The sequence below is a fragment of the Amycolatopsis sp. NPDC041971 genome, from assembly GCF_055588925.1.
In genome coordinates, this window is sequence record NZ_JBVJCE010000003.1 from 320,319 (window position 1) to 338,343 (window position 18,025).

At 67.7% G+C, this 18,025-nt stretch carries 12 protein-coding genes; all 12 read right to left on the bottom strand.

Going from position 1 to position 18,025, the window contains the following annotated elements:
- Positions 1-984 carry an alpha-ketoacid dehydrogenase subunit beta gene (locus tag ACZ6DT_RS09770; RefSeq protein WP_465591339.1) on the bottom strand — a complete coding sequence of 328 codons (984 nt, stop codon included), beginning with the start codon at positions 982-984 and terminating at the stop codon, positions 1-3.
- Complete coding sequence (locus ACZ6DT_RS09775; RefSeq protein ID WP_465591342.1) at positions 981-1,955, bottom strand: thiamine pyrophosphate-dependent dehydrogenase E1 component subunit alpha; 975 nt, start codon at positions 1,953-1,955, stop codon at positions 981-983. The genes ACZ6DT_RS09770 and ACZ6DT_RS09775 overlap by 4 nt, the downstream gene beginning before the upstream one ends.
- The gene (locus ACZ6DT_RS09780) at positions 1,952-6,793 is read right to left on the bottom strand and encodes an amino acid adenylation domain-containing protein (RefSeq protein ID WP_465591345.1); all 4,842 of its coding nucleotides are present in this window, start codon (positions 6,791-6,793) and stop codon (positions 1,952-1,954) included. The genes ACZ6DT_RS09775 and ACZ6DT_RS09780 overlap by 4 nt, the downstream gene beginning before the upstream one ends.
- 11 nt (positions 6,794-6,804) lie before the next feature.
- On the bottom strand, positions 6,805-8,793 hold the full coding sequence (locus tag ACZ6DT_RS09785) for an amino acid adenylation domain-containing protein (RefSeq protein ID WP_465591348.1): 1,989 nt from the start codon (positions 8,791-8,793) through the stop codon (positions 6,805-6,807).
- Complete coding sequence (locus ACZ6DT_RS09790) at positions 8,786-10,015, bottom strand: cytochrome P450 (RefSeq protein WP_465591351.1); 1,230 nt, start codon at positions 10,013-10,015, stop codon at positions 8,786-8,788. The genes ACZ6DT_RS09785 and ACZ6DT_RS09790 overlap by 8 nt, the downstream gene beginning before the upstream one ends.
- Positions 10,012-11,160, bottom strand: coding sequence for an LLM class flavin-dependent oxidoreductase (locus tag ACZ6DT_RS09795; protein ID WP_465591354.1), 1,149 nt, complete (start codon positions 11,158-11,160; stop codon positions 10,012-10,014). The genes ACZ6DT_RS09790 and ACZ6DT_RS09795 overlap by 4 nt, the downstream gene beginning before the upstream one ends.
- A gap of 50 nt (positions 11,161-11,210) precedes the next feature.
- Positions 11,211-11,474, bottom strand: a complete 264-nt coding sequence (locus tag ACZ6DT_RS09800; RefSeq protein WP_125785211.1) for an acyl carrier protein — start codon at positions 11,472-11,474, stop codon at positions 11,211-11,213.
- 296 nt (positions 11,475-11,770) lie between these two features.
- Positions 11,771-12,811 (bottom strand): streptomycin biosynthesis protein, encoded by a 1,041-nt coding sequence (locus ACZ6DT_RS09805; protein WP_465591357.1) that lies wholly within the window; start codon positions 12,809-12,811, stop codon positions 11,771-11,773.
- A gap of 437 nt (positions 12,812-13,248) precedes the next feature.
- Complete coding sequence (locus ACZ6DT_RS09810; RefSeq protein WP_465591360.1) at positions 13,249-14,025, bottom strand: hypothetical protein; 777 nt, start codon at positions 14,023-14,025, stop codon at positions 13,249-13,251.
- Between the two features lie 461 nt (positions 14,026-14,486).
- The gene (locus ACZ6DT_RS09815) at positions 14,487-15,092 is read right to left on the bottom strand and encodes a response regulator transcription factor (RefSeq protein ID WP_465591363.1); all 606 of its coding nucleotides are present in this window, start codon (positions 15,090-15,092) and stop codon (positions 14,487-14,489) included.
- A 158-nt stretch (positions 15,093-15,250) separates the two neighbouring features.
- Positions 15,251-15,532 carry a DUF6235 family protein gene (locus tag ACZ6DT_RS09820; RefSeq protein ID WP_465591366.1) on the bottom strand — a complete coding sequence of 94 codons (282 nt, stop codon included), beginning with the start codon at positions 15,530-15,532 and terminating at the stop codon, positions 15,251-15,253.
- Positions 15,533-15,675: 143 nt separating this feature from the next.
- The gene (locus ACZ6DT_RS09825; RefSeq protein WP_465591369.1) at positions 15,676-17,973 is read right to left on the bottom strand and encodes an ATP-binding cassette domain-containing protein; all 2,298 of its coding nucleotides are present in this window, start codon (positions 17,971-17,973) and stop codon (positions 15,676-15,678) included.
- Between the last annotated feature and the right edge of the window lie 52 nt (positions 17,974-18,025).

Sequence of the window (18,025 nt, forward strand, 5' to 3'; positions counted from 1 at the left end):
TCATTTCAGTGTCGCGTTGATGGCGGCCGTCAGCTGTTCGGGTCCCGGCACCAAGGCCTTGTCGAGCGCGAGGGCGTACGGGATGACGGTGCCGTCCGGACGGCACACCCGCCTCGGCGGGGCCACCAGGTCGAACTCTTCGGCCGCCGTCGCGACGATCTCCGCCCCGAGCCCGCACATGCGGTTCGAGTCGTCGATCACGACGAGGCGCCCGGTCTTGTCGACCGATTTGCGGAGGCATTCCCAATCGAAGGGGTAGACCGTTCGCGGGTCGATGATCTCGATCTCGGCCCGGCCGCTGAGGCTCTCGGCGACTTCGATCGCCGTACCGACGTGCTGGCCCACCGCCACCACCGTCAGGTCGCCGCCCTCCCGGACGACGTTCGCCTCTCCCAGCGGGACGATGTCCTCTTCGCCCCCGTAGGTCACATCCGTCGCTCCCAGCAACGACGATGGGGCGAACACGGCGACCGGGTCGGGATCCTGGATCGCCGACCGCAGCAGCCCGTACGCGTCCGCGGGCAGGCCAGGGACCACCGTTTTGATCCCCGCGTGGGCGAGCAAGCTGTACGGATTGTCCGAATGCTGGCCCGCCCAGCCGAATCGCGAACCCGAACCGGACACGAGATACGTGACGGGGATCTGTACCTGCCCGCCGGTCATCAGGGAGAACTTGTGGGCCTGGTTCACGATCTGCTCGAAGACCAGGTAGATCAGCGATGAGATCTGGAATTCGATCACGGGTTTCTTGCCGGCCATCGCCGCGCCGGTCCCGAAACTGGTGAAGGCCTGCTCGGACAACGGCGTGTCCAGCACTCGCTCCGGCCCGAACCGGGGCAGCAGCCCCGAGGTGACCCCGCTCGCACCGACACCGACGTCTTCGCCGAGCAGGAAAACGTCTTCGTCGGCCGCCATCTCGGCGTGCAGGGCGAGGTTCATCGCGTGCATGTAGCCGAAGTTCGACGGAGAAGGCAGCTCGCTCACAGGATCACCCCAGGCCGGACGGCGGTCTTTCCCGCGTACAGGTACATCAATGCGTCCTTCGGATCGGGCGACGGGGCGTTCTTCGCGAACTCGACCGCCTCGTCGATTTCGTTCTTCACGGCGGCGTCGATCCCGGCGACGACGTCATCGCCCAGCTGACTTCCCAGCAGGGGAAGTGGATCCCGCTTGCGCCACAGGGCCACTTCTTCGGGATCGCGGAACTCGACGCCCAAGAGTTCGAGCACGGAATGATGCCCGAAGAACCGATATGTCTGACATTCCAGGAAGGCCGGGCCCCGGCCCGCGCGGCACCCTTCGACCAGTTCCGCCGCGGCACCCGCCACGGCCTCGACGTCCATGCCGTCGACCGTGCGCGCGACCATCCCGAAGCCTTCCGCGCGCCGTGCGGCGCCACCCGCGAGCCCCGATTCGAGTTTGAGGCTCGTCGCGTACATGTTGTTCTCGCAGACGAACAGCACCGGCAGGGACCAGATCGCGGCCAGGTTGAAGGCTTCCAGGAGAACACCCTGGCTCATCGCCCCGTCGCCGAAGAAGCTGACGACGACCTCGGAGTTCCCGCGGGCCTTGGCGGCCCAGGCGGCGCCGGAGGCGATCGCCCCGCCGGCACCGACGATTCCGTTGGCACCCAGGATGCCCAGCTTCATGTCCGCGGCGTGCATCGACCCGCCGCGGCCCTTGTTGAAGCCTTCGAGGGTGCCGAGGAGTTCGGCGAGCAGACGGCGTGGATCCGCGCCCTTCGCCAGCACGTGCCCGTGCCCCCGGTGCGTGCTGGTGATGAAGTCCCGGTCGGTCAGGTTCGCGCAGATGCCCACGGCGACCGCTTCCTGCCCGATGTACGGGTGGATGCCGCCGTCGATCTCACCGGCGATGGCCATCGCCAGGCAGCGCTCTTCGAATTCCCGGATCTGTTTCATGGACCGGTACAGGGCCATCCGGTTTTCACTGATCATTTTCGCGACAGCCCTTCTGTGTCTTCTATGTCTTCTGTGTCTTCTGCGGAGGTCCGGACGAGCATTCGGTCGACGTAACGAAGCAGTGCGTCGTCGTCGGGGCTCGGCACGACGATCGAGTCGAACGCGCTGCTCGGCACGCCGTTGCCGGAAGTGTCCGAAGTGGACTCGAAAAGCAACTTCAGGATGGCGTGTTCCTCCGGAGAGTGGGCTTCGAGTAACGAAAGCCAGTCCGCCACCGGCCGGACGCCGATCTCCATGCCGGTGCTCCGCAGGAGTTCGACCAGGTGCGTGAGACGCGTCGGACGCCGGCTCGCCAGCACGAACCGGCTGCCGTCCTGCTGTCCTTCCATGCCGAGCCGGGTGAGCGTGCTCGCCGTTTCATCGACCGCGATCCACGGTTCCTCGATCTCGGTGTCGGGTGCGCAACCGAGTTCGAGGATGATCCGCAGGACCCGCAGCATGATGTCGCGCGTGTTCCCCTGTCCGGTGCGCGAGTCGCCGACGATCCGGGGCAGCCGGTAGATCGCCGCCGGCATTCCGCGTTCGTACGCGGTGGTGATCAGCTGTTCCGCATGCGACTTGGTCTCCGCGTAGCCGCTGCGGGAACCGTTCTCCTCGCCGGCCGAGATGGTCGACACGAACTGAAGTCGCTTGAGCCGGGTGGTCGCCGCCAGCCGGATCAGCTCGCGGGTGCCGCCCACGTTGGCGTCTTCGAGCTGTTCGTAGCTGGAGAGCGCGTCGACCCGTGCGCCGTTGTGACAGATCAAGTCGATTTCGCCCGCGAGCCGCGCGAAGGTCTCACCGGTGAGCCCAAGTCCGGGTGCCGCGAGATCGCCGGGAACGACGGTGATCCGCTCGTGGTCGACCTCGTCCGACAGACCGTAGCGGTCCAGGTTCTCGCGCAGCCGCTGCCATCCCGCCGCTTCGCCGGCCGCGCGGACGAGACAGTGCACGCGCACGTTCTTCCGTGCCAGCAACTCGCGGACCAGGTACGCCCCGACGAAGCCGGTGGCCCCGGTGAGCAGGATCCCCGAAGGATCGCCGGATTCGCGTGGCGGGAGCCGGTCCGGGAGGACGCCGCCAAGTACGGCCTGGGGATCGAACGAGCGGGCGTCGATCCGCCGCTCGCCGTTGATCTCTTCGGCCAGCTTCGCGATCGTGGGCCGCTCGAACAGCGTCCGCAACGGCAGGTCGATCCGGAGGGTCTCCCCGATCCGGACGGCGAGTTGCGCGGCCTTCAGCGAGTGCCCGCCGACGTCGAAGAAGCTTTCGTCCCTGCCGACGGTCTCGCGGCCGAGGACCTGGGCCCAGATCGCCGCCAGCTTCTCCTCGGTCGGGTTCCGCGGGGGAGTGGCTTCGTCCGCCCGGGTGTCGCCCTCGGGTTCCGGGAGCGCCCGGACATCGAGCTTTCCGTTGATGGTCAACGGGAGTTCGGGAAGCGACACGAACGCCGCGGGCACCATGTATTCCGGTAGCACGCTTCGCAGGCGAGTACGCAGAGCGGCGTCGTCGAGAACGCCCGACACCTTGACATAGGCGACGAGCCTCTTCTGCCCGCCGCCGTCCTCACGGGCGATGACGGCGGCCTGCGAAATGTCCTCCGTGGACAGAAGTACGGCTTCGATCTCGCGGGGTTCGATGCGGAAGCCGCGGATCTTGACCTGATCGTCGACGCGTCCTAGGTACTCGATGTCACCGTCGGCGTTGTGCCGGACGATGTCCCCGGTCCGGTAGAGCCGGTCGCCGGTGGTGTCGTGGCGATCGGGGACGAACTGCCGCTCGGTGAGTTCCGGCTGTCCTCGGTAGCCCCTCGCGACACCGGGGCCGGCCACGTGGAGTTCTCCGGGCACTCCGATCGGCGCGAGCTCGCCGCGCTCGTCGAGGACGTACACCCGCGTGTTGCCGAGCGGACGGCCGATGGGGATTCCGGTGGCGCCCTCGGGAACGGGCGAGGGGATCGGGTGACACGTGGCGAACGTGGTGCATTCGGTGGGGCCGTAGCCGTTGAAGAACCGCGTTCCGGGCAGCGCGGCGACAGCGCGGCGGACATGGGTGACCGACAGTGCTTCGCCGCCGACGAGCAGCCGGCGGAGCCCGCTCAGTGCCGTGGTGTCCTCGTCGACGATGTGGTTGAACAACGACGAGGTCAGCCACGCCGTGCTGACCCGGTGCCGGGTGATCGCGTTCGCGAGCGGCCGGGCGGTGAGCACCCGTTCGCCCGCGATGACGCAGGTGGCGCCGGTGAGGAGGGCACCCCAGATCTCGAACGTGGCCGCGTCGAAGGAGACCGCCGACGCGTGCAGGACCACTTCGTCCGGGCCGAGGATGCCCTCCGGCAGCCCGGTGACGAGCCGGATGATCGACCGGTGCTCGATTTCGACGCCTTTGGGACGTCCGGTCGAGCCGGAGGTGTAGATGACGTACGCGAGATCGCGCGGCCCGACTCCGGTCTCGAGCGCTGTCGCCGGTTCCTCGTCGAGGGTCGGGTCGCCGATCAGGTCGGTCGCGATCACCAGCCGCGCTCCGCCGTCGGTGAGCAGAAGCCGTTGGCGCTCCTCGGGATACTCGGGATCGATCGGCAGGTACGCGGCGCCGGTCTTGAGGATCGCGAGCAGGGCGGTGATCAATCCGATCGAGCGGGGCAGGCAGACGCCGACGACCGTTTCCGGCCCGGCGCCCAGGGTGCGCAACCGGTGCGCGAGCCGGTTGGACCGGATGTCGAGTTCGGCGTAGGTCAGGGAATCGTCACCGCGGACCAGGGCTGTCGCTTGTGGACGGTCGCGGACCCGCTCGGCGAACACCGAGGGCACGGTCGCCGGGGACGGCAACGCCTTGGTCGTGTCGTTCCAATCCTCGGTCAGCAGGCGGATCTCGGAATCGTCCATCATCGACGACGCCGAAAGCGGCCGCTCCGGTTCGGCGACGACCGAGCCGAGCAGCTGCCGGAAGTGCCGGGTGAAGCGTTCGATCGTGACCCGGTCGAACAGCTCGGCGTTGTAGTCGATCCGCGCTTCCAGCACGCCGCCGGAGTCCGCCACCTGGCATTCGAGATCGAACGGTTCCGCCTTCGTGCCGACCGGCGAGACATCCGACAACGGCCCGCCCGTCAGCCGGAGTACGACCTGGGTGAGCGGGGTGCGGCTGAAGTCCCGCCGGGGCGCCAACTCCTCGACGAGGCGCTCGAAGGGGATGTTCTGGTTCGCGTACGCGCCGAGCGTGGTCTCCCGTACCCGGCCCAGCAGATCCGCGAAGGTGGGATCGCCGGAAAGATCGGTACGCAGCACCAGCATCTTGGCATCGAACCCGGTCGACGGCTCGGTCGTCGGCACTCCGACCGGCACGTCCGTGGTGCGCGCGTAGCGGGACAGGACGACGTCGAAGGCCGCCAGCAGCGCCATGAACAGGGTGACGCCGTGACGGCCGCTCACTTCGCGGAGGCTTTCGGCGACGCCGGGATCCACGGTGAAGGAGAGCGAGTCGCCGCGGTAGGCCGCCACCGGCGGGCGTGCGCGGTCCGTCGGCAGTTCCAGTGCCGCGGGAACGTCGTCGAGCTGCTTCCGCCAGTAGTCGAGTTGCCCCCGCAGTGCCTCGAAAATCGGCTCGTCGGGGTGCTCCAGCGTGTGTTCGACGAGCCGGACGAGCCTGCCGACCAGCCGCGTGGCGGTGGAGCGGTCGAAGAGACCGGTGCGGAACACCAGTGAACCGTGCAGCTTGCCGTCTTGTAGGTGGGTGACCAGTTCCAGGTCGAACCGGGTCGCGACCCCCGCCCACGGCACGCTGGAGATCTCGCCTTCGCCGGGTGTGGGGAGCTCCCCGTTGTGCACGACCACGACGTCGAAGATCGCGTTGCGGCCCGCGTCCCGTTCGGGCCGGACCTCGGCGACCACCTGGTCGAACGGCGCCTGCTGATGCGCGTAGGCGTCGACCATCTTGGTCCGTGCCACCTTCAGCAGCTCGCGGAACGTCATCGACGGCGTGAGGTGCGTGCGCAGCACCACGGTGTTCACGAAGAAGCCGAGGACGTCGGCGAACCGGCGGTCGTCGCGACCGGCCAGCACCGTCCCGATCGTGACGTCCTCCTGTCCCGAATGGAGGGACAACAGGGCCTGGAACACCGCGGCCACGGCGCTGGAGAGCGCGCAGCGATTCCGCAGGGCGAAGGCGCTGAAAGCCTTGGTGAGCTCGGCGGGGAACTCGAAATCGACGTGGTCGCCCGCGAAGCCGGGATTTCCCGTCCGCGGCCGGTCCGTCGGCAACCGCAGCGGCTCGAAGCCGTCGAGCTCACGCCGCCAGTAGTCGAGATGCTCCGCCACGGAGCCGGTGCCGGCGCGCTGCACCGCGACGAACTCCTCGTAGGTCACGTCGAGCGGTGCGAGGGTCTCCGACCGGTAGAGCCTGACGACGTCTTCGGTCACGATCTGGATGGACCGGCCGTCGGTGATGATGTGGTGGTTCACCAGGCACAGCACAGCCGATCCGTCGGCGCATTCGACCACCATCGCGCGTATGGGCGGCGCCGCGGCGAGGTCGAACGGTTCACTGACCAGGTCGGCCGTGTGCTTCTGCCACTCGTTCTCGCCCGGTCCCGCGGTCCGCCGTGCCACCGGGATGCGGAAGCCCGGGGTCGGTACGGCGGCGGGTGTCCCCGATGCGTCCACGACGAACCGCCAGCGGAGCACCGGATGACGTTCGACAAGCGCGTCGAGCGCGTGGGCGAGCGCGTCGAAGTCGACGCCGTCGTGGAACCGGAGGACGATCGGAATGTTGTACGCGGCGCTGGTCCGGTCGAGTTGCTGCACCAGCCACAGCCGCTCCTGTCCGAGCGACAACCTCATCGATTTCTCCTTCATCCGGCGTTCGCTCGTCGGGCGGCGACGACCTCGCGGTCCGTCGCGGCTTCGATCAGGGCCTTTTCGTCGACTTTCCCGTTGCGGGTGAGCGGGATCTCGTCGACCGCCACCCAGCGGGCGGGTATCGCGTAACTCGGAAGCTGCTTCGACAGGAACGCGCGCAGCGAACGGGGATCCGTGTCCTCGCCGGGGTGCGCGACGACGCCCGCCACGAGCTGAGGGCTCTGGCCCGGTTGCCGGGCGACGACGATCACGGCATCGCGGAGACCGGGGTGGCCGGCGAGGATGGTGCCGATCTCCTCGGTTTCGATGCGGTGGCCGTCGAGTTTGATCTGCTTGTCCGCGCGGCCGAGGAAGAGCACGTCGCCGTTCGGGTCGAGCCGGACCAGATCACCCGTGCGGTACAGGCGTTCGTCCACGTCCGGGGAGAAGTGGCCGAACCGCTTGCCCGTTTCGGTTTCGTCGTCGAGATAGCCGTCGGCCAAACCCGCTCCGGCCGCGTACAGTTCGCCGACCGCGCCGGGTGGGACGAGCCGCGCGTTCCGGTCGAGAACGAAGACCTTGGTGCCGGCGATCGGCCTGCCGATGGGCAGCGGCCCGTCGATCTCCGCGCGGCCGCGCACGGTGTGCGTGGTCGTGAAGGTGGTGTTCTCGGTGGGCCCGTATCCATTCGTGAGCACCAGACCGGGGTACGACTCGAGCACCTGCGCCGCCGCGTCGTGCGGTACGACTTCGCCGCCGCTCAGGAGCCGGCGGAGTCCGGCGAGCGCCCGCGGCCGCGACTTGACGACCAGCCGGAACAGGCTGGCGGTCAGCCAGGCGACCGTGACTTCCCGCTCGGTGAAGAACTTTTCGAGCTTCCGGACCGACGGAAGTCTTCCGGGGAAGGCCTCCAGTGTCGCGCCGTTGAGCAAGGTCACCCAGATCTCGTAGGTCGACGCGTCGAAGGCCAGGGGCGCCATCCGCAGCACCCGGTCACCAGGGCGCGTTTGGAGCTCCGGCGTCCGCGCGAGCCGGGTGACCGCGCGATGCGGGACGACGACGCCCTTCGGTTCGCCGGTGGATCCGGAGGTGAACGCGATGTACGCCGTCCGGGCCGGATCGTCGGGGCCAGGTGCCGGCGGCTCGGTGTCCGCGTCGATTTCCTGTCCAGGAACCCAGGAATCGACCCGGACGAGCTCGCGCAGGACGGGATGGCCCGCCGAGGCGGCGTCGACCACCGCGGCCGCGGGCGCCAGCTTGCCGACGATCCTGGCCGATCGCGCTTCCGGCACGTCTTCGTCGAATCCCGCGTACGCGGCGCCGGCGCGGACGATCGCGAGCAGCGCCACGATCTCGCCGACGGACCGCCGGGTCGCGACGAGCACCGTGTCACCGGGCCGGACCCCGGCACGCCGCAGCACGCCGGCGTACTCGTCGGCGGCCCGCGCGAGTTGCCCGTAGGTCAGCTCGGCGCTCGCGTCACGGACCGCGACCTCCTGCGGGCGAAGCCGCACCTGGTCCAGGAACAGGGCCTCGATGCCCACCGGAGGAGTGTTCGCGCCGACCAGCCCGTCGAGGATCCGGCGGCGTTCCGGAGCGATGCAGCGCACGTCCTCCAGACACCCGTCGAGCGAGGTCAGCCCGTGCACAGCGGCGGCGACGTCTGCGACGAACCCGTGCGCGGCGTCCGGCACCTCGGTGACGAACCGGACCTCGCCGGACCGCAGATCCCCGTGCAGGGAACCGAGCACGAGATCCACCGGCCCGTCTTCGACGACACCGACCGGGTGGACCGACCCCAGGAAGTCCTCGATCCGCGCCCCGTCGTCGACCCGGACCCGGATCACCCGCCCCGCGACCGAGATCGCGGCCTCGTTCGCCGCCGTCCACCGGCACAAGGTCACCGCGAACGCGGCCAGCACCAGTGTCGCGCGGCGGTACTCCGAGAGCTCGCCCGCGAGCTCGGTCTTCAGCTCGTAGGGAGCGGAGAGCACATCAGGCATCGGCCCCGCTGCTCCCCGCGCGCTTGCGCTCCAGCCGGACATGAAGGTGATCGGGCCGCCGGAAGATGTGGCCCCGTTCCCGCAGCCGCCAGAAACCCGGCCGGACGCCGTCGAGCGAACCGCTGAGCCGGACGCCGCCGAACCGGTGCGACAACCGCTCGAACAGCGTGTCGAACTCCGCCAAGGCCAGCTGGATGCCCAGGCAGGTGTGCGGGCCCGCCGAAAACGCCAGCAGCCGCTGGTCGGTCCGCTCCGGGCGCCAGGAGTCCGGGTCCTCGAAGGTGTTCTCGTCGCGGCTGGCGCTGCCCAGCGAGAGCAGCAGCGCGGACCGGCGCGGGATGTCCACCCCGTGGAGGTTCAGATCGGCGGTCGCGTACCTGAGGATGGTGTGGCTCGGCGGTTCCCACCGCAGCGTCTCGCGGACCACCTGGGTGCGGTACTCCTGGTCCGCCAGTGTCGACAGGTCGACATTGTGCGCCAGGACCGCGTACATGATCTTGCCGATGGTGGCGACGCTCGTCTCGGTCCCGGCCAGCAGGAACAACGTGGCCGTGCCCAGCATGGACTCGTCCAGCGGTTCGCCCGGCGGGAAGACGAGGTCGAGGAACGGCATCGGATCGCCCTCGCGGCGACGGGCGAGCTTGTCCTTGAGGTAGTCGATCAGCTCCGCCTTGGCCGCGACCGCCGAGTCCAGCGAGGTCGCCGGGAACTCGATCGCGCCCGCCAGCGGAAGGACCCGGGGGCGCAGCCAGGCCGCGTCCTCCGGCGGCAACCCGAACAGCCGGGTGACCATCGCGTACGGCACGCCGACCGCGACCCGCTCCATGAACTCGATGTCGACCTCGTCCTTGGCCCCCATCTCGGCCTCGATCGAGTCGAGGACCTGGTCCACCGCGGGAACGAGGATCTCGGTGCGCAGCCGCTTCACCGATCCGCCGGCGAACAGCGGCATGAACAGCTTGCGCAGATCGCGATGCCGGGGGCCGTCGGTGTCCAGCAGCGTCCGGCCGAACAGCCGCCTGCTGCTGCGCATCGGGAACCCACTGCCGACCTCGCGATCCGACAGCAGGTTCTGGACGTCTTCGAACCTGGTGACCAGGAAGGCGTTGAACGCCGCCGACCAGTACACCGGTTCCGACCGCCGGAGCTCCTTGTAGATGGGCCAGGGGTCGGCGAGGAACTCGTCGGAGCTGAAGTCCAGCTTCACCGTGGCGGGGCTCATTTGTCGCCTCCGTTTCCGACCAGCTCGGTCCGGGACTTCAGTTGTCGAGCGGCTTCTTCCGAAGTCAGCCGGATGGACTCGGTGGTGCCGTCGTATCCGCCGGAGAGGGCGGGCAGGACCTCGTGCGCGAGCGCCGTCAGCTGTTCGAGGGTCGCCTGGTGCGAAATCCACCTGGGGACGAAGAAGTTCAGCGACACCGGGTCGCCGACGCGGTCGATCAGATCGCGGATCCGGGTGGCGCAGGTCGCGGCGTCACCGACGATGAACCCGCCCGTGCCGACGAGGTTCTGCAACGTCTTGCGGTGCGCGACGGGGGAGTCCGGGATGGGCATGCCCAGAGTGTTGCGGTACAGGCCGCGGCGCAGCGCGGAAAATCCCTCGAGCAGTTCTTCCACCCCGGCGGCGGGGGAGTCGGCGATGTGGACGAAGACATTGCACCGGACCCGTGTCCCGCCCGCGGACTTGTTCCGGTACGACTCGACGCGCTCGATCAGCGCGCCGACCGGATCCGGGTCCATTCCGGGCCGGATGGAGCCCCACGGGGGTGCCACGTGGACGGTCGGGGTCGTGGCGGTGTCGGTCAGGAGTTCGATACCGGCCGGGCTCAGCGAAGACGCGACGACGGTCTCGATGGCGCCCGCGCCTCTCAGCGGCTGAAGTTGCAGGACGGCCTTCTTCGCGGTGAACCACGGTGTCGTGGTGTTGACCGTCTCGCCGTCGAGCAGCGCTTGCACCGTCGCCAGCGCGGCCCGGAAGTGATCACGGACCGAGGCCGGATCCACCCCGATCATTTCCATGTCGTGGACGTAGGTCCCGGTCCCGACACCCAGGATCGCCCGGCCGGCGGTGAGGTGATCGAGCAGCACGATCCGTTCCGCGACATGCAGGGGATGGTGGTAGGGAAGCGGGATCACGCCGGTGGCGAAGTGGATGCGGCGCGTCTCGCGGGCCAGCGCCGCCATCAGCATCTCGGGGGAGCTGAGCGTGCTCCAGCCGCTGGAATGGTGCTCGCCGAGCCAGATCTCGTCGAAACCCAGGTCGTCGACCAGGCCGCACAGCTCGATATCGCGCTTCAGCGACGCGTGCGGGCTGACCGAAGGGTCGTGGAAGGGAGGCAGGAAGCAGCCGAAGGCCTTGGTGTGCATGATGACTGGAACTCCTGATCTTGGGTCCGGGGAGATCTGACGGTGGCGACTCAGGCCGACGGAACCTGCTCCAGCAGGTAGTCGCAGAACTTGTCCACAGTGGTCAGATCCTCGTTCTCTTCGAGGTCGATGAACACATCGAGCTTCGTCTCGATCTTCTCGATGAGCGCCAGGTACTCGATGGAGCTCATACCCGTCTCGGGGAACTCCGTGTCCGCCTCGATGGTCTGGTTTTCCAGAACGCCGCCTGCGACTTCGGACAGGAGGGAGAAAATCTGCTGACGCAATTCCGTCCGCGCGTCTTCCGCGTTCATGTGTCCCCTTTGCTGAATCCGCGCGTATCGGCGCGAATGGATGAGTTCGAAATGTTTCGGCCGCACTCGGGCGCGGCGGATCAGGCCGGTGGTTCAGGCCTGTTTTCGTTGGTGCGGCAGCGAAAAGCACGCCAGTGTGCGTGCTGCCGTTCCCCCTCCAGTGGCTCCATTGTGTCTCGAAGCGTCCGCGATCCGCAACCATCTCCGTCTTCGGTGTTCTTTGTTCTTCGCGGATCAAGCGACGAAAAAGGGGCCTTCCACGCATCGTAATGCGTGGAAAGCCCCCTTCGGGCCGATCAGCGCTTGCGCTTCCGGAGGAGTTCCGCGAACTGCCGCCAGTCCTCCGCCCGCGCCTTGGCGAGTTCGGAGATCAATTCCAACCGGTGTTCGGGGATGTTCCTGGCCACTTGATCCCACTCGTCGCGGTCGTTCAGATGGCCGTCGAGCAAACGCACCAAGGTGCGCCCGGACTCGGTGTAACGAATGGTGGGATCCGAACGGAGCCGCTCGACCGCCTCTTGATCGTCGGCGGCCTGGGTCGTGCCGGGGTCGACGATCTCGGCCTGCCGGAGGCGTGGCCTCGCCGAGGCGCGTGCCGCGGTGTCGCCCTGTGTCGCCGTGGGTGACGGATCCTCGCCGTGGCGATGCCGATGGCGCACGTCGTGTGCTGTCGCGAGAGAAATCCCCGCGCCGCGGGCGATTTCCCGGATCGAGGCGGTGGGATTGCCCGTGATCAGCTCGTGGGCGCGCCGCCGGCCTTGCGTCGGGTCCAGCGCGCGGACGCGTCCGTCCCGGCCGACGTGGGCGTTCGACTGGGGAACTTCCCCACTCGAACTACGGCGCAACTTGCCGACCGTCTTGTGCGACAGGCCCGTGACCGCGGCGATCGCGCGGTCTGACCAGTGCGGACGGACGTCGAGGATCCGGCAGGCGGCGGTCTTGCGGTCGGCCAGGGAAAGCGGCAGGCCGTGCGCGATGTTCGACTTCACCGCGAGGATGAACGCGGCGTGGGTGTCCCCGTCGAAGAACCGCGCGTTGATCACGGTCGCCTTCGTCAGCCGCGCCGCCTGCAACCGGTGGGTGCCGTCGATCACCCGCATCGTGGGACGGTGCACGAGAATCGGCGGAAGCGGGGCGTCCGTTTCGGCGAGCACTCGCGCGTACGCCAGATCAACCCCCGCCGCCCTCGGGGAGTCTTCCACGGACAGCTCGTCGAGCGGTACCTCGACGACCTCGCCCAGTGGCGGATCCGAGCCCGCGGCGGCCCACTCGCCTTCCCGTCTGGCTGTGGGGATCTGCTTGCCTTCCGCGGTTTTCTCCTTATGCCAGTTTAACATCTTCTAGCCCCCAGAGCACTTGGTGAATGTCAAACCTTTTCCACTATTCAAGCGGGCGGGAGTGGTTGTCAAGGGCTGCGAGTAGCACTCGGTTAGGTCGCGGCGCGTCAGTCCTGGTCGACTGGGTGTTCGATCAAGGACTCGCCGCGAGTGTGGAGCCTTGGCGACTTTCGTACGGTGCCGTGGAGCGATCGGTTACTGTGCGTCGCCGTCGACACCGGGCAGAACCCTTGAGGGGTAAGGCAAACTTGACACGGGCGCCGTAAGTCGCTTGACGGGAGCACGTCCTCCGCGCAACCTGGTCCGGACCCCCGTGGGCGGAAGGAACCGCAGGAACCGGTCGAACGACGGCTCATATCGGAAAGGTCGATTCGTCCACGAATATCCCGGCGAGCGATCGTGAAATGGCGGAACTTTCCTTTCGTTCGTTCGTTCGGTCAAGAACGAACGAAATGCCCGTCGCCGAGCACGATCTGAGGACGGTTGTTGATCGCGTCCGACGCCCATTCGGTCACGCTTACCTTCACCGTGATGACGCCCGCTCCCGAAACCGTCTCCGCGATCGTTTGCGCCTGTCCCGCACGGAGGATCTTGCTGACGATCGACGTGCCGTCCCGGCGGGTGATCTCCATCTTGGCGACATAGCCGGGAAGTGTCTTGTCGCTGAGGCCGAGCGTGGCTTTGAAGGTCCCCAGTCCCGGAGGGATGGTGAACGAGAGGTCTTTCACCGTCTTGTTGAAGACACCCGGGGAGAAGGTGACACTTTTGGTGAACGGGGTCCCGCCGATGGTCGCGACCCCCGACCCCTCGTTGTTCCCGTACCCGCCGATCGGCCCGATTTCGGTGAGGTAGCGCAACGCGACCTGCGTTCCGGCGTCGTCGGCCGGCTTCTCGGAACTCTTGGCGGTGGTGGCGGGTTTCGACGAGGTACTGACCTCGGAGGTCGGTCCGGGCGTGGTGGAGGGGGCCGAAGTCGTGGTGCCGGCCGGTGCGGAGACGCGCTCGCCGCTCTGCTGCCCCGGACGCGCGGACTCGTCGGTGTGGTCGTAGGAGTCCTTGATGAGGGTGACCGCGGCGAGAGCGCCCAGTGTGAGCACGACGATGACGACCAAAGACCCGGTCTTCAGCCGGGCCGGGCGGACGAACCAGTTGGCGAGTACGCCGAGGACGAAACCCAGGGCCACGATGATCGCCACAAGACCTGCCGAAGTCACACGATTCCCTTCGTCGTACGAGGCATGCTCCGAAGTGGTGACTGCCGTCGCGGACGCAAGGTCGTGCCGAATCGCTTGATCGCTACACGCGGGCGGGATTTCGTGACCGCATCGCGACAATCACGCTCGTGTGGACGCTGGGCCGCAGCGAGTGGGCGTGCCGCAACGTCGGCCGTCGAGGGCGTGGGGTGGCCGAGCGAAGGACTGACAACCATTTCGAGAGCTGACGATGGAGGAATCGGGACGTTCAGTGTCCCGATTCCTCCATCGCCGCGAAGGCGCACCGATTCGCACCGGCGACACGGCCTTGGGCGCTGGTCGCGCCAAGGCGCGAGTTCAGGAACCGCCAGGTCCCCAATGTCGCATTAGAGACGGTCAGCGTCCCTGATGCGACATTGGGAACATCGAACCGGCGGCAGCGCACCCAGCCGACGTCCCGAAGAACCCGCCACCCGAGAGGGTCACAGCCATTCGGCGTCGGTGGCGATGCGGATCGCGTGGACCCGGTTGCGGGCGTTGAGTTTGGTGACGATCGCGGCCAGATAGTTCCGGACCGTTCCGGGAGAAAGGAAAAGCTCGGCCGCGATGTCGGCGACGTTGCGCCCGAGCGCGGTCACCCGCAGGATCTCGATCTCGCGTGTGGTCAGCGGGCAGTCGTCGGTTTCCCAGGCGGCCAGCGCGAGTTCGCTGTCGATCACGCGCCGCCCGATCGCGACGGACCGCACCGCGTTGGCCAGTTTGTCCGACGGCGCGTCCTTGAGCAGGAAGCCGTTGACCTTCGCGTCGAGCGCGCGCCGGACCGTGCCCGGGCGGCCGAGGCTGGTGAGGATCAGCGTGTGGCAGCCGGGCAGGCTTTCACGGATCTCCATGGCGGCGGTCAGCCCGTCCTTGCCCGGCAGGTCGATGTCGATGACCGCGACGTCGGGCTGGACGGACTTCGCGGCCGGGAGGATCTGGTCACCCGAAGCGACTTGGGCGACGACCTCGATGTCGGGCTCCAGATTCAGCAGCGCGACGAGCGCGCCACGGACCATGTGCATATCTTCGGCAAGCAGCACCTTGATCACCACGAAGCACCTCGCACCCCAGTTCAGTGGCTCCGTCGTTATTCTACGGGAATCTCAACCAGCGCGGTGCTGCCTCGAAATACGCTTTCCGGTGCGGCGATCGGGGTACGCCGGTCGCGGCATTGTCCGCAGCCGGATGCCGCAACGGAATCGGGCTTTCACAGCGCGTCCAGCTCCTGTGGCCAGTAGACGGCCTTCCTGGTGAACCCGAGCAGCTCGAACTCCGAACGCGCCCAATCGATCCGGATCCGGATCGCCAGTTCGGGCGCGACGGTCAGCAGGAACCGGCCGGGGCCGCCGCCGACCTTGAAAACGCCGTAGGTCAGGAACGCGGATCCGTCGCAGATGGCGAACAACGCGGTGAAAACCGTCGTGCGTTCACTTTCCGGAATCGAATCCAGCCATTCCAGCCCGCCGGTCAGCTTCAGCCGCACCGCCATCCGAGCCTCCTCACCGAACCGGCTCCCAGCATGGCGGATTCCGGCGGCGTGGGGCGTCTCGCATCCTGCGCCGGACATGCCCGGACATGCCCGGACATGCCGAAGGGGACGCCCCGCGTGGGACGTCCCCTTCAGCACACGACCTAGTCGGCTTGTTGGTAGCGCTTGAGGTATTCGCCGGTCAGAGAGCTCTCCGCGGTCAGGAGCTTCTCGGGCGGACCGGTGAAGACGATCTCGCCGCCGTTCTTGCCGCCGCCGGGACCGAGGTCGATGATCCAGTCGGCCTGCTCGATCACCGCCAGGTTGTGCTCGATCACCACCACCGTGTTGCCCGCGTCGACCATGCCGTTGAGCAGGCCGAGCAACATGTCGATGTCGGTCATGTGCAGGCCGGTGGTCGGCTCGTCGAGGATGTAGACGTTGCCGCCGCCGGAAAGCCGGTCCGCCAGCTTGATCCGCTGGCGTTCACCACCGGACAGCGTGCTCAGTGCCTGCCCCAGCCCGAGATACCCGAGCCCGGTCTCGATCAGCGCGTTCACCTTCTCCAGCACCGGTGCCTCGGTGAAGTACTCCGCCGCCTGCTCGGCCGACAGCTCCAGCACGTCGGCGATCGACTTGCCACGCAGCTTGTGCGCCAGCACCTCGCCGGAGAACCGCCGCCCGTCGCAGCTTTCGCAGTGCGTCGTGATCGGGTCCATATACGACACTTCGGTGATCAGCACGCCTCGGCCCTGGCATTCTTCGCAGGCGCCCTGGGAGTTGAAGCTGAACAACGCCGCGTTCGCGCCGCTCGCCTTCGCGAAGAGCTTGCGGACCGGGTCCATCAGGCCGAGGTACGTCGCCGGTGTCGACCGGGAGGACGCCGCGATCGGCGTTTGATCCACGAAGATCGCGTCCGGATGCGCTTCGCGGAAGACGCCGGAGATCAACGAGCTCTTGCCCGAGCCCGCGACACCGGTGACCGCCGTGAGCACACCGGTCGGGATGTCGACCGTGACGTTCTTCAGGTTGTGCAGTGAAGCCCGTTTGATCGGCAGCTTCCCCTTGGCGCGCCGCGGATCCGTCTTGACGACACCCGCACGCGCCAGTCCGGCCCCGGTCAACGTCTTGCCGGCGCGCAGCTGCCGGTACGTTCCCTGGAAGACGACCTCGCCGCCGTGCACACCCGCGCGCGGCCCGATTTCGACCACGTGGTCGGCGATCTCGATGACGTCCGGATCGTGTTCGACCACCAGGATCGTGTTGCCCTTGTCCCGCAACGCCCGCAGCAGGTCGTTGAGCCGCCCGACGTCGCGGGGGTGCAGGCCGACGCTGGGCTCGTCGAAGATGTACGTCAGCCCGGTCAGGTCGCTGCCCAGGTGCTTGACCAGCTTGAGCCGCTGCCCCTCACCACCGGAGAGCGACGTCGTCGCGCGGTCCAGCGAAAGGTAGCCGAGGCCGATCGCCTCGATGCGCTCGAGCGCGGCCAGCACCCCTTGCGCCATCGCGCTGGTCTGCTTGTCCTTGATGGACCGGATCAGCTCGATCAGATCGGTGATCTGCAGCTCGCACCATTGCGCGATGTTCTTGCCCGCCAGCTTGGTCGCCAGCGCGGCCTCGCTCAGCCGTCCGCCGCGGCAGGCCGGGCAGGGCCCCTCGGTGATGAACTTCTCCGCCTGGGCGCGGGTCTTCTCGCTCATCGACCCGGTGTCGCGTTTGAGGTGGCGCCGGGTGAAGTTCGCGACCAGGCCTTCGAACGTCAGCGTCTGCGTCTTGCCGTTCTTGAAGGTGAGCTGGACCTTGCCCTCCTTGCCGTGCAGGAGGGTGTCCATCTCCTTCGCGGTGTACTTGTTGAGCTTCTTGGCCGGATTGATGGCGTCGTGGTTGGCGTAGAACTGCCAGCCGGGGCTGCCGACCGGGTAGCCCGGCACGAGGATCGCGCCCTCGTCCAGTGACTTCGTCATGTCGAGCATGAGCTCGGGGTCCGGACGCAGCGCGCGGCCGATGCCCTCGCAGTCGGGGCACATTCCGTTCGGGTCGTTGAAGGAGTACAGCGACGGGTTGCCCGCGCTGGGCTTTCCCTGACGTGAGAACAGCACCCGCAGCAGCGGATGGATGTCGGCGACCGTGCCGACCGTCGAGCGGGCGTTCCCGCCGAGCGGTCGCTGGTCGACGACGACCGGGGTGGTCAGGTTCTCGATGCCGTCCACGTGCGGTCGTTCGTGTTTGGGCAGCTGGTTGCGGATGAACCACGGGAAGGTGGCGTTCAGCTGACGCTGCGCCTCGACGGCGATCGTGTCGAAGACGACGGAGGACTTCCCGGAACCCGACACCCCGACGAAAACCGTGATCTGGTTCTTCGGGAGCTCGAGGGAGACATCCTTCAGATTGTTCTCGTGAGCGCCGGTGACGCGGATTCCCTCACCCGCCGGTTGCTTGGTCTTGCGGGCTGCGGCAGTCACAGAAGGTCCTTTCCTCGCCGTCGCGCGTGAATGATCGCGCCTGCTCGCCAGT

Coding starts and splice junctions, on each gene's coding strand:
- ACZ6DT_RS09785 (WP_465591348.1), bottom strand. CDS start 8,793: ATGCCTGATGTGCTCTCCGCTCCCTACGAGCTGAAGACCGAGCTCGCG.
- ACZ6DT_RS09795 (WP_465591354.1), bottom strand. CDS start 11,160: ATGCACACCAAGGCCTTCGGCTGCTTCCTGCCTCCCTTCCACGACCCT.
- ACZ6DT_RS09805 (WP_465591357.1), bottom strand. CDS start 12,811: ATGTTAAACTGGCATAAGGAGAAAACCGCGGAAGGCAAGCAGATCCCC.
- ACZ6DT_RS09775 (WP_465591342.1), bottom strand. CDS start 1,955: ATGATCAGTGAAAACCGGATGGCCCTGTACCGGTCCATGAAACAGATC.
- ACZ6DT_RS09790 (WP_465591351.1), bottom strand. CDS start 10,015: ATGAGCCCCGCCACGGTGAAGCTGGACTTCAGCTCCGACGAGTTCCTC.
- ACZ6DT_RS09820 (WP_465591366.1), bottom strand. CDS start 15,532: ATGGCGGTGCGGCTGAAGCTGACCGGCGGGCTGGAATGGCTGGATTCG.
- ACZ6DT_RS09800 (WP_125785211.1), bottom strand. CDS start 11,474: ATGAACGCGGAAGACGCGCGGACGGAATTGCGTCAGCAGATTTTCTCC.
- ACZ6DT_RS09780 (WP_465591345.1), bottom strand. CDS start 6,793: ATGAGGTTGTCGCTCGGACAGGAGCGGCTGTGGCTGGTGCAGCAACTC.